This window comes from Bradyrhizobium sp. NAS96.2, assembly GCF_001908235.1.
GTDB lineage: Bacteria > Pseudomonadota > Alphaproteobacteria > Rhizobiales > Xanthobacteraceae > Bradyrhizobium.
In genome coordinates this window covers 20,430-32,059 of sequence record NZ_LGHK01000024.1, presented here as the reverse complement: position 1 = coordinate 32,059, position 11,630 = coordinate 20,430, and the positions used below count along the sequence as shown (strand labels likewise).

Below are 11,630 nucleotides of genomic sequence, written 5' to 3'. Positions count from 1 at the left end.
GCCCTATTCCGGAAAATGGCTGACGATGACGAAGCCGACCGTGCCGGCCAGGATCGTCACGAAGGAGTAGCTGTAGAGATCGATCGACCAGGGCTGCACCAGCATGATGATGCCGCCTCCGATCAGGGTCATCGCGACGGACTCCCACGGCCCGCGACGGAACCAGCGCGCTACGCCACCTTTGGCAATCACAGAGCCGCTCATTTGCGCACCGCTCCGAAGGTGATGCCGCGCAGCAGGTGCTTGCGGAGCAGCACGGTGAACATGACGATCGGGACGACGAACAGCGTGGTCGCGGCGGCAACCGCCGGCCAGTCCTGCCCGCCCTCGCCGATGATGAAGGGGATGAAGGGCGGCATGGTCTGCGCCTCGCCGCTGGTCAGCAGCACCGCGAAGGCATATTCGTTCCAGGAGAAGATCAGGCAGAAGATCGCGGTCGCAGCGATGCCGGTGACGGCCTGCGGCAACACCACCTTGCGCAGCGCCTGCAGCCGCGTATAGCCGTCGACCAGCGCCGCTTCCTCATACTCGCGCGGGATCTCGTCGATGAAGCCCTTGAGCAGCCAGACCGCGAGCGAGACGTTCACGGCGGTGTAGAGCAGGATCATGCCGAGCCGCGTGTCGGTCAGGTTGAGCTGCCGGTACATCAGATAGATCGGGATCGCGACCGCGACCGGCGGCATCATGCGCGTCGAGAGGATGAAGAACAGCAGGTCGTCAGCCAGGGGTATGCGGAAGCGCGAGAACGCATAGGCCGCGAGCGTGCCGAGGAAAACCGCGAGGAAGGTCGAGCCGAAGCCGATGATCAGCGAGTTGACGAAGCGCGGCACGACCTTCGACGGCCCGGCGATGACCATGTCCCGCTTGCGCACCAGCTGGTCGTACCAGGTCTCGGGCGGCGGCAGCTTGGCGATGAAATCCGGCGTCTGGCGCGTCCGCACGGTGAACAGGTTGACATAGCCTTCGAGGGTCGGCTCGAAGATCACCTTGGGCGGATAGGCGATGGCATCGCTCTGCGACTTGAACGCGGTGGCGACGATCCACAGCAGCGGCAGGATCGTGATCACGGCATAGAGGATGACGAGGCCGCCGGCGAACGCCTTGGTGCGCGGCGAGGCTTCGACGATCGAATGCGCGGTGGATCTGGTGGCGGCAGCGGTCATCGTTGCTTCACCTTGTTGAGCGTCTTGACATAGATGTTGGCGGCACCGAACACGGTCACGAACAGGATGATGGCGAGCGCCGAGGAATAGCCAGTGCGCCATTTCTCGAACGCCGCGCGCTTCAGCGAGATCGACACCAGCTCGGTGGTCGAGCCCGGCCCGCCCGAGGTCAGCAAATTGACCATGTCGAACATCTTGAAGTTCTCGATGGCGCGGAACAGGACCGCGAGCATCAGGAACGGCACCGTCATCGGCAGCGTGATCGACCAGAACTGCCGCCATGCCGAGGCGCGATCGACTTCCGCCGCCTCGTAGATGTAATCGGGGATCGAGCGCAGCCCGGCGAGGCAGATCAGCATGACGTAGGGCGCCCACATCCAGGTATCGACCAGCACGATGGTCCACGGCGCGAGCGACACCTGCCCGGTCATGCTGAACGAGCTCGGCGGCACGCCGGTGAACAGGCTGATCAGATAGTTGAAGGGGCCGATCTGCGGCTGCAGCAGCAGCGTCCAGAAATTGCCGACCACCGCCGGCGACAGCATCATCGGCAGCAGGATGATCGTGGTCCAGAAACTGTGGCCGCGAAACTGGCGGTTGATCAGGAGCGCGAGGCCGAACCCGACGACCACCTGCAACACGACCGATGAGATCACGAACTGCGCCGTGGTCTGCAGCCGGAACCAGACGTCCTCGTCGGTGAGGATGTCCCTGAAATTGTCGAGGCCAACGAACCGCAGCGGCAGATAGGACATGCTGAGGTTGAGGTTGGTGAAGGACAGCCGGATCATCCAGATCAGCGGAAAGATGTTGATCGCGAGCAGCAGCGCGATCGTCGGCGCGACGAACAGCCAGGCAATGGCCCGGTCCGACAGGCCGCGGACGCGCCGGGCGTCGCGGGATTTGGCAGGCGTGCTCACGCCTGGCATCGTAGCATCGGGTTGCGAGATCGTCGTCATCGTATCCATCGGCTGGGCTGGTTCGGCTCCCCCGGGGCGGCCCTCGGGGAAGCCAGTTCAGGTGAAGTGTTGGCGCCTGCTATTGCGAGGCGACTTCCTTGCCCTGCTCCTTGAAGACCTTGGTCCAGTCCTTGACCAGGAGATCCAGCGCCTGCTGCGCCGTACCCTTGTCGGCGACGACGTAGTCATGCACCCGCTTCTGCATGTCGAGCAGCAGCTGCGCGTAGGACGGCTCGGCCCAGAAGTCCTTGACGATGCCCATCGACTCCAGGAACTGCGGCGCGAACGCCGCGCTCTTGGGGAAGTCGGGCGCGTCGACCACCGCCTTCAGCGCCGAGTAGCCGCCGATCTGCCACCATTTCTGCTGCACGGCAGGCTGCGCGAACCACTTGATGTAGGCAAGCGCGTCGTCCTTGTGGTCGGAGGTTGCCACCACCGAGATGCCCTGGCCGCCGAGCTGCGTGAAATGCCCCTTCGGGCCGGCCGGATTGACGAAGAAGCCGATCTTGTCGCCGCCGACATTCGGATCCTTGTAGAGGCCGGGGAAGAACGCGAACCAGTTCATCTGCATCGCGACCTGGCCGGACTTGAAGGCATCGAGGCCTTCCTGCATGTAGGCGTTGGTCATGCCCGGCGCGGTGCAGCACTTGTAGAGCTCCTTGTAAAACTCGAGCCCCTTGGCCGCGTCGGCCGAATTGACGATGCCCTGCATCTGATACGGCTTCTTCGGGTTGTCGTAGGCGAAGCCGTAATTGTAGAGCACATTGGTCACGCCCATCGTGATGCCTTCCGAGCCGCGCTCGGTGAAGATGTAGGCGCCGTAGACCTTCTTGCCGTCGATCTCGCGGCCCTGGAAGAACTCGGCGATCTGCTTCAGCTCGTCATAGGTCTTCGGCGGCGCCAGGTCGCGGCCGTACTTGGCCTTGAACGCGGATTGGATCTCGGGCCGCGAGAACCAGTCCTTGCGGTAGGTCCAGCCCACCGCGTCGGCCATCGCCGGCAGCGCCCAGTAGTTCGGCGTGTTCTTCGGCCATTGCGAGTAGCCGACCACGGTCGCCGGGACGAAGTCGTCCATCGAGATCTTCTCCTTGTCGAAGAAGTCGTTGAGCTTGACGTACCATTTGTTCTCGGCGGCGCCGCCGATCCACTGGCTGTCGCCGATGATCAGGTCGCAGAGCTTGCCGTGGGAGTTGAGCTCGTTGAGGAAGCGATCGGCGTAGCTCGTCCAGGGGACGAACTCGTATTTCATCTCGATGCCGGATTGCTTGGTGAAGTCCTTGCCCAGCTCGACCAGCGCGTTGGCCGGATCCCATGCCGCCCAGCACAGCGTGAGCTGCTTGCCTTGTGCCGCGGCTTGCCCGCCGCCGAGAACTCCGAGTGCGGCAACCGCAACGACCGCGGACGCCGCCGTACTACGCAACCATCCCAATGTTCGCATAATCCATTTCCTCCCTATCGTTGAAGCACCTAACCCGCTCGGCGCATCCTGCCGGATTGACGCCGACACTCCGAAACCGAGTTGATGAGCGATGATGGAGAGCGAGACGGAACGCGTCCGGACATTGCGGTCCGGATGGCTGGGCTCCTCCCACACATCGGCTCGATGCGTGATGTTTATCGTTCTTGTAATACTAAACGTATTACTAAATTCAGGAACTCGTCAAGCCGGTTTCTTGCGAGCCGCGAAGAATGACCGATTGAGCACACCTGCTGAGGCCATTCGTTCGCACTGCAGCAACACCGGATGATGGAAAACACCAGGTCAGGCTCAGCTCGGTGTTTAGTACTGTGTTTTACTGAACGTTCAGCGCGAGAATAGAACGCCGAGCCCGGAGCGCCTTGCGCCATCTGAAACGAGCGATGGCCGACGCCCACGCCCGTCTCGCGTCAGCTCGTCAAAGCAAGGCGAACGCGATCGACCCCAACCGATCACGGAGCCTGATCAACAGCTGCGCTTTGTGTCGCGTGGCGCCGCCGCGCTTTGGCTGCGAACGCGAAGCGCGTCCGGCAAAACCAAATCGGCATGGGATTTGAGACCATGCGATCACGCATTGCTATGTGCAGTGCAAATCGCACCAACGGCCTCAGCGCTGCGCGAGACTGTTGAGACGGGCGCAGAACATGGCGGCCGTCGCATGGCCGCATCTGACATCTTCGGAAAGATCTCGACCGCCGGACGGAAATTGCCGTCATATTTTGGCCATAGCCCGTTTCTTAAAGGCCCGGGCGGGCCATGTACCGCCTCTGTTTTGCGTCGTCCGGCCGATGCGGCCGCTTCGCAACAAATCGCAGATCATCGCTGCGCCTCCCCCCACAACACGGATGGTCTGCCAACAACAAGAGGACTTTGTAATGCGTAAAACTCTCGCGGCTGTCGCCGTGCTTTTGGCCTTCGCCTCGTCTGCCGCTGAAGCGCGCGGCCGTCATCACCATCATCGGCATTATGCACATTCCGGTCGCCCCGCTGCGTGGTGCGGATGGTTCATGCGCACGCAGGTCGGCAGCGATCCGGGTCCGCAATACAATCTGGCGCGATCGTGGGCGCGATACGGCTCCAATGCCGGCGGCCCTTCGGTCGGCGCGATCGTCGTCTGGCGTCATCACGTCGGCAAGATCGTGGGCCACGAGAATGGCCAGTGGATCGTGCAGAGCGGCAACGATGGACACGCCGTGCGCACGCGGCCGCGTTCGCTCGCCGGCGCCATCGCGTTCCGCAACGCCTACGCTCAGTTTTAGGGAACTTCGTTTCAGCGCTGCCTTCCGAGCGTGCGACGCCGAGCGGTATACGAACCGTTCATCATCGCGGCCTACGCTCTGTCGGGGTTTCGCCCTGAAGCCCTCAGACGGGCGCCGTCACCTGAGTTGACCAGGTGGCGGCGCTTTTTCAGGAATGCACCAGCTTGCCTCAGAAACCGAAAAAAGCCGCTTCTGTCTCCACGACTGCTTCCTATTGGTCGGCCGCTTACGTCAGTTTCCGCAATGGCGTGACTGTTTTCGCTGTGACCGGCGGCGTGCTCGGGTTCCTGCTGGTCGCCAGGCACTATCTCTGAACCGTCAGCGCTTTCCGAGACCCTTCAGATACGCGCAGAACATGTCGGCCATGGCGTCGGCATAGCTCTCGATCTCGGCCTGACTTCGCGGGCTCTCCGAAAAATCCTTGCCCACCGTGCTGAGCGTCGTCGCGATCAGATCACCCGCCATCGCGCGCACCGCGCCTGATGTCGCCGGCAGTGCTTCGCGCATGAAGGCCTCGACGATGCGTTCGCCCGCTGCCCGCACCTCACGCGCCTCGGGCGCATCGCGGTAGAGCGGCGCGGCGTCGTTGAGTGCAACGCGCACCGCGGCCTCCTCGCATTCGGAGCGGATGAAGGCGTGCACCAGCGTGCGCAGCCGGTCCAATGGCGGCCGCGCGGCGTCCTCGAGAATGTCGCGCAGCAGACCGATGTTCTGCCGCCACTCGTCGCTCTGCAGCCGGAACAGGATCGAGGTCTTGTTGGGAAAATACTGATACAGCGAGCCGACGCTGACGCCGGCCTTCTCGGCGACCCGGGCCGTCGTGAAGCGCTGCGCGCCCTCCTTCATCAAAACCTGAACAGCAGCATCGAGAATGGCCGCGACGAGCTCCGTCGAGCGGGCCTGTTGCGGCTGTTTTCGCGAGGAAATTGAAGAGGTTCGCCGTTCGGTCATGGACGCCTTGGGGAATGCGATTAGCGAATGCGACTAATTATTCGTATTTCTGGCGAGGCGCAAGGACGCGCCGTTTTTTGACCGGAGACTTACATGACGACCCTCACCTCACCCCAACTCGCAGGCCTGCTCGACCGCCTGTTCGCGCACGCTTCCGCCGCGGTGGAGGAGACCCGGCTCGCGGTGGCCGACCTTTCCGGCGAGGAACGGACGCGCCTGATGCGGAGCAGGACCGACTACCGCGCACTGTACGGCCGCCTGAACAATGTGCCGCTCGCGGTCTCGCGCGAGACCGGCGCGCTGCTCTACATACTGGCGCGCGGCACGCGGGCGCGGAACATCGTCGAATTCGGGACATCGTTCGGCATCTCGACGCTGCATCTTGCCGCGGCGCTGCGCGACAACGGCGGCGGCCGGCTGATCACCAGCGAGTTCGAATCGTCAAAGGTGGTGCGCGCCCGGGCCAATCTCGTCGCCGGCGGGCTCGACGACCTGGTCGATATCCGCGAGGGCGATGCGCTCGAGACGCTGCGCACCGGTCTGCCCGATGCGATCGATCTCGTGCTGCTCGACGGCGCCAAGGCGCTCTATCCCGATATCCTCGATCTCGTGGAGGGCCGCCTGAAGCCGGGTGCCTTTGTCGTCGCCGACAACGCCGAATACAGCCCCGACTATCTGGCGCGGGTGCGTTCGCCGGCGAACGGCTACATCTCGACGCCGTTCGGCGACGATGTCGAACTGTCGATGCGCCTCGGCTGAGGCCGACATGCAAGAAGCGCGCGATCAGGCCGCCTTGATCTTGTCGATGACGGCGGACAATCGCGCGCGCTTTGCGGCGTCGGTGACTTGCGTGACGCTGGCCTCGAGGTCACCGAGCACGCTGTCGATCTTCCATGCTGCGGGGCCTTCATCGATCACCGCGTCGGCCAGTTCGTCGGCCTTGTCGGGATCGCCGAGGTCGAAAGCCGCGGCGAGCAACGTCTGACGCGTCCATTCGTCGCCGACCTGAAGCCGTCTGGCACGCTCGCAAGCGGCGATCGTCAGCCGCAACGCGGTCTGCGCGCGTTCCTCGTCGCCAGCCCGGGCACGCGCGCGATAGAGACGAGGCAAATTGCTCGAGCAATAATAGGCGTTGAGGTCGATCTGCATACCCTGCTCATAATATTCGATCGCCTTCGCCTGGGCTTGCCGCTTGTCTACGGCCAATGTGGCTGCTCTCGCCAGGCGCTTGTAGCGACCGCCCATCAGACCGAGGCGTTCGGGTGTCGGCCCCGCCGTCCTGATCAGCGTCTCAAGCGCCGCAATGGCCTGGAGATTGTTGCCGGCATAGGCGGCGGCGAATTCACGGATCTCCTGGATTTCAGGGACGTCCTTGAACTTCTTCGGAAGGCCCGCCGCAAAGTCGAGGACGCAGCTCCAGTCCGTGGTCTTGTCGACGCTGTCGCGGAGCAGCAGCAGCAATGCGAGCGCAATCGGATAGGTCGCGGGCGGCGTGCCCTCGCTGGCGATCAGCGCCTGCGCGCGCTGCATGCGCTCGGCATGCGGTGCGGCACGCACCTCGCGCACCTTGGTCTGGAACGCAGCGAGTTCGGCGAGTTGCTCCTTGGTCGTCGTCGCCTTCGTCGGATCGACATCTTCGGGATAGCCGGGGATCGATTGAGGCATCGGCGAGAGCCCGTCGCGGAGCGACACGATGCCCTCCTTGATCCTGGGCCGGAGACCGGCTGCGGTGTCGTCGGAGATGTTGCCCTCGGGGAGCGGGTAGCGCACGGTGCGCATCTGCACGACGTCGAACAATTGCTTCGACCAGTCGGCGGCAAGCAGAACACAGCCGGTCTTCTGCGCCGCATGGCGGATACCGACCTCGTAATAGACGTTGCCGTTCGGGATCGTCATGTCCGCCAGCACGAGGTCGGCGAAATAGAGCCGCTCCAGCATCTGGCCGACGATCAGCGCACCGGTGTCCTGGTCGGCGCGAACCGGCTCATAGCCCAGCTCCTTGATCACCGGAACGTAGCCGCGATCCCACAGCGCGTTAAAATCGATTTCGGCCGGACCAAGCTTGGGCTCGGCGTGGGTCGGCTTGCGGCCGTAGGGCATGATCATGAAACACGACGGCATATCGCAATCCCTTCAGTCCCATAATTTTCGCGTATCCAGCCAGTAAACCCACGTCGTCTTGCGCCCCGCTTCATCCATCAGGTGCTTGGCACCGCCGGGACCGTCGCCACCTTCGCCGTTCCACAGGCAGACAAAGGCGAGCTTCTTGTCGCCAAACCGGGCGGCCCGCTCCAGCATCCATTGATTGTCGCGCTCATAGGCGTTTTCGCCGGCCGGCAGCGGGCCGAGTTCGTCCGGCATGACATGGAGCGTCGCGCGCGATTTCGCCGCGAGATAGCGCGCGCGCCAATTGCCGCCGGCGAAATCGACCGAGCCGGCAAGGAAGGTCGGCTCGTCGAACGGGATGTAGATCTCAAGCCCCATGCCTTGCGCGAGAGCGGCCTCCGCGAACAGCAGGTCGCCGCCGCAGGCGCCGCCGCAGATCGCGAGGTCGCCCTTGGCGACACCGATCTTCGCAAGCGCATCGGCGATCGCAGCGGCCGCGGCAGGCTCCTTGTCCGGCGGAAAGCGAGGCGTTTTTCGATCTGGCGCATCGATCATGTGACCGCTGAAGAGAACCACTACGTTAGGTGATCCGGCGCGTTGGTCCGTGGTCATCGTGACACCCGACTGATGGTTGGATCATTGTGTCTCGATGACAAACTTAGCTGAAGGCGAATCTCCTGTCGAAGCCGGGACCCCGAGTGTCAGGGCAGCGCGCTATGCGGCATCACGTGATATCGAAGGCCGGCGGGAAATGTTCCGGCTTGACCTGCACCTTCGCGGCGAGCGCTCCGATCTCGGCGAGCTGGTCCATGTTGGACGGGTCGTCCATCGCCGCGACCTTTGCCAGCGCCTCCGGCGTCCGGTCGATGGCAACCGTCGTCTTCAACCAGCCCGTCTCCAGCAGCACGTTGTAGCGCGCATAGGTCGCAAGTTGCGGTCCGCTCTGGCTGTCCGCCGCCATGTCCTCCACCGCGCGATCGATCGGCCATGGCGTCAGACAATTTGTCAGCCATTGCAGCATGCCGTGATTGAGCCGTCCGCAATCGTCCATGAGCGATTGCAGCGACCGCACGCCCTGCTCCGCCGCCGGCATGTGGACGATCTGGTCGGTCGAAAACGTCGACTTGAACACGCCCGTCCCCGCCGAGATCAGCAGGAGCTTGTCCTTGCCGCTATGCCACCGGAAGCCGTGGCCATGAAGTGCCGCGAGCATCAATAGCTGCAGCGCCGGATCGTTGAACGGGCTGACGCCGCCGTCGACAAAGGCGCCACTGACCGTGTGACCGTCGCGCGCGGAGATCTTGATCTCCTCGGGCTTGAAATAGGTTGGGGCCGCAGTGCTGGCGCGAACCACTTGCGTCAGCCGCAACGCGCCGTCCTGCTTGGCGTAGGGCGCGTCCGGATGATTGTGCAGCGGCCAGGGACTTCCGGTATCGAGCCGCTTGGTCATGATCATCAGGCCGGTGCGGACGTGATCGCCGCCGAGCGCCGTGTCGGCGCCGAGCTGCGCATCGAGCGCGTGCTGCAAGGCGTCGGAATTGAATTTCGGCGCCAGCAGTCCGCGCCGCCAGAACGATTCCTGAAAGATGTCCGTGCCGATCCCGCGGTAGAGCTTCTTCAAAGCGTCCACGGTCATCCCGCAGGCAAGCCCGGCCGCGATGATCGATCCGGTGGAGGTGCCTCCGATCAGATCGAAATAGTCGCAGAGCAGCAGGTCGTCCTTGCCGAACCTCTTGCGCAGCATCGCCTCGATGGCGCCGACATATTCGAGCGTCAGGATGCCGCGAATGCCGCCGCCGTCGAGCGCCAATATCCGCTTCGGCCCGGCGTCACGATCGAGATGCTGCTGCTTCGTCTTCGGCATGGCTGGCCCTCCGACTATGACTGTTGCTGATCTCGATACGGCCGACCGATCACGGCCGAAGGCTCAATTGGTCGCGCCCTCGCGCGCACGGCGCCGGGGCATGAAATGAAGCGATGTGCTCACGTCGACACATCGGCTGATGTTTTCGAAAAATTTTAGTCAGTGCATTCCGGAGCAGGACAAGCATCGCGCGCCGGCTCCCTGCGCATGTTGCACATGATACACCCTAAGGTATAGTGAGATAGTTCACTGGCAGGCGGTTTTTCTTTTTCGCGGCCGGCGATCGCAATTTTCAGAGACGGGCTATCATCGGTCCGCGGCGAGACGTGCAGCCGCGGCATCCGGCCGATGAGCAACGGCCAGCCGTCGCATAGGATTCATGCAGATCGGATTTTGCCATGCCAAATGATTTCTCGGTCTTTATCAGCCATCGTGCCGAAGACAGATTTCTCGCGCGCCTCTTGAAGGCTCGGCTCGAATATCTCAGCAGCCTGGACGGACAGCGTTCGGTGGAATGCTTTGTGTGCGAGGAAATTCCCGGCGGCGCCGAATGGCGCCAATGGATGATCGACAACACGGCGAGGGCCGACTGCCTGATCTTCATCCACACCAACGCCGAGCATAATTGGACATGGTGCGCGTCCGAGATTTCCCAGTTCGACGGCTACAAGCGCGCGCTGAAGCTCACGTCAAAGGTGCTGTGGTTCTCGGTTGACTCCTCACCCTCGTTTCCGATGCTGGCGGAGAACGAGTTCTACGGGATCGGCGACGACGAGGTGCGGCGGTTTCTCGAGGATCTGTTCGTCCGGCCGACCTTCGGTCCCGTACCGCTGCGCCCGAAACTGAACGCCAATCATGCCCGCGACTTCAACGAGGCGGTAAAGGATCTGCACGCGCAATTCATGCAGATCACCCGCCCGGAAGAGCTGTTCCGCCTTCGGCTTCGCGTCGTGTTCAGCGACGAGCTGTCGTTCCGGCAAAAGGCCGATGCGCTGAAGGCATTGCCGCCTGCGGAGCGTGCGCGCGGATTCCTGACGGATGCCAGGCTGGAGGCGGATCCCGCCACCACCACGCTGCTGTCAGGTCCCGATGCGGCTGAGCTCGACTGGGAGGACCTGCTCCGCGCCCAAAACCGCTACGACAGCGGCGCCTGGCTCGACGAACTGGCGAGCTATGTCGCGAACTCGTTCTCCGACGTGGATATTGCCAGCCGGCGAAGCCGCGAGCAGGTCCTAAGCCCGATCTTCCGCGATCTGAAACTATATCAACCGGTGATCGCCCGGCTCGAATATCTCGACAACACGCCGTTCTCGATCGTTATCATCTTCGTTCCGATGCCGCCATTCAGCGAAGATCCAAGGCTGATGGTCGCGCAGAACATGCCGAAGGACATCGTGTTCCTGTCGATCCTGCTGCGACTGGCGCGGCGCTTCCGATGGTCGTTTCTCGAACCGCTCTACAACGCGGTCGAGGACCTCGACGATGATTTCAGCGCCAAGCGATGGGACGATCTGCTGCAGCGCTACCACGAATGCCTGGAAAACCTCGATTCGATCCTGCGACAGGGCAACATGCGCGAGCTCGAAACCGTCGGCGACATCAAGTCAACGATCAACATCTCCGACGATGCGCTTCTGAAGGAGATGTTCAAGGATTGGGGGACGTTTCAGACCCGGCTCGCGCAGGCCATCGAGAAGAAGTCGCCGGGCGATGTGCGGCAAACGCTGGAGCCCTGGCTGAAGCGCAACAAGGACTTCATGAAGCAACTGCTCGTCGAAACCCAGGGCAAGGTGGAGAAGCTGCGTCCGCTGGAGGCCCGCTGACGCGCGCCGAACGCAGGTTCGGCCTAGC

12 protein-coding genes are annotated in these 11,630 nt (G+C 63.1%); 4 read left to right on the top strand and 8 right to left on the bottom strand.

All coding sequences use genetic code 11. The features are described 5' to 3' along the window. Window positions 1-3 precede the first annotated feature (3 nt). The 4 genes from AC628_RS06695 to AC628_RS06680 all read right to left on the bottom strand — a co-directional run bounded on the left by AC628_RS06695 (window position 4) and on the right by AC628_RS06680 (window position 3,560). Complete coding sequence (locus tag AC628_RS06695) at window positions 4-204, bottom strand: hypothetical protein (RefSeq protein WP_074125941.1); 201 nt, start codon at window positions 202-204, stop codon at window positions 4-6. Next, the gene (locus AC628_RS06690; protein ID WP_021076440.1) at window positions 201-1,163 is read right to left on the bottom strand and encodes a carbohydrate ABC transporter permease; all 963 of its coding nucleotides are present in this window, start codon (window positions 1,161-1,163) and stop codon (window positions 201-203) included. Before AC628_RS06690 ends, AC628_RS06695 begins: the two co-directional genes overlap by 4 nt. Beyond that, window positions 1,160-2,092: a carbohydrate ABC transporter permease gene (locus AC628_RS06685; protein ID WP_050419386.1), complete on the bottom strand. Its 933-nt coding sequence runs from the start codon at window positions 2,090-2,092 to the stop codon at window positions 1,160-1,162. Before AC628_RS06685 ends, AC628_RS06690 begins: the two co-directional genes overlap by 4 nt. Window positions 2,093-2,201: 109 nt before the next feature. Then, window positions 2,202-3,560 (bottom strand): ABC transporter substrate-binding protein, encoded by a 1,359-nt coding sequence (locus AC628_RS06680; RefSeq protein ID WP_074125940.1) that lies wholly within the window; start codon window positions 3,558-3,560, stop codon window positions 2,202-2,204. Between the two features lie 1,046 nt (window positions 3,561-4,606). Between AC628_RS06680 and AC628_RS06670 the strand changes: the two genes are divergently transcribed. Beyond that, window positions 4,607-4,858 carry a C40 family peptidase gene (locus AC628_RS06670; RefSeq protein WP_050419384.1) on the top strand — a complete coding sequence of 84 codons (252 nt, stop codon included), beginning with the start codon at window positions 4,607-4,609 and terminating at the stop codon, window positions 4,856-4,858. A 134-nt stretch (window positions 4,859-4,992) separates the two neighbouring features. Continuing rightward, the gene (locus AC628_RS42615) at window positions 4,993-5,172 is read left to right on the top strand and encodes a hypothetical protein (RefSeq protein ID WP_143201467.1); all 180 of its coding nucleotides are present in this window, start codon (window positions 4,993-4,995) and stop codon (window positions 5,170-5,172) included. Window positions 5,173-5,176: 4 nt separating this feature from the next. On the opposite strand, the gene AC628_RS06665 is transcribed toward AC628_RS42615, so the two are convergent. Next, the gene (locus tag AC628_RS06665; protein WP_074125938.1) at window positions 5,177-5,809 is read right to left on the bottom strand and encodes a TetR/AcrR family transcriptional regulator; all 633 of its coding nucleotides are present in this window, start codon (window positions 5,807-5,809) and stop codon (window positions 5,177-5,179) included. A gap of 93 nt (window positions 5,810-5,902) precedes the next feature. Between AC628_RS06665 and AC628_RS06660 the strand changes: the two genes are divergently transcribed. Then, window positions 5,903-6,568 carry an O-methyltransferase gene (locus AC628_RS06660; protein ID WP_074125937.1) on the top strand — a complete coding sequence of 222 codons (666 nt, stop codon included), beginning with the start codon at window positions 5,903-5,905 and terminating at the stop codon, window positions 6,566-6,568. 24 nt (window positions 6,569-6,592) lie between these two features. On the opposite strand, the gene AC628_RS06655 is transcribed toward AC628_RS06660, so the two are convergent. From AC628_RS06655 to AC628_RS06645, 3 genes are all read right to left on the bottom strand, one after another. Beyond that, window positions 6,593-7,930 (bottom strand): tetratricopeptide repeat-containing protein, encoded by a 1,338-nt coding sequence (locus AC628_RS06655; protein ID WP_143201466.1) that lies wholly within the window; start codon window positions 7,928-7,930, stop codon window positions 6,593-6,595. 12 nt (window positions 7,931-7,942) lie between these two features. Beyond that, window positions 7,943-8,470, bottom strand: coding sequence for a hypothetical protein (locus AC628_RS06650; protein WP_074125935.1), 528 nt, complete (start codon window positions 8,468-8,470; stop codon window positions 7,943-7,945). A gap of 169 nt (window positions 8,471-8,639) precedes the next feature. Beyond that, window positions 8,640-9,779, bottom strand: coding sequence for a patatin-like phospholipase family protein (locus AC628_RS06645; RefSeq protein ID WP_074125934.1), 1,140 nt, complete (start codon window positions 9,777-9,779; stop codon window positions 8,640-8,642). Between the two features lie 398 nt (window positions 9,780-10,177). Here AC628_RS06645 and AC628_RS06640 point away from each other — a divergent pair, with 398 nt between their 5' ends. Then, window positions 10,178-11,602 carry a toll/interleukin-1 receptor domain-containing protein gene (locus tag AC628_RS06640; protein WP_074125933.1) on the top strand — a complete coding sequence of 475 codons (1,425 nt, stop codon included), beginning with the start codon at window positions 10,178-10,180 and terminating at the stop codon, window positions 11,600-11,602. The last annotated feature ends 28 nt before the right edge of the window (window positions 11,603-11,630 follow it).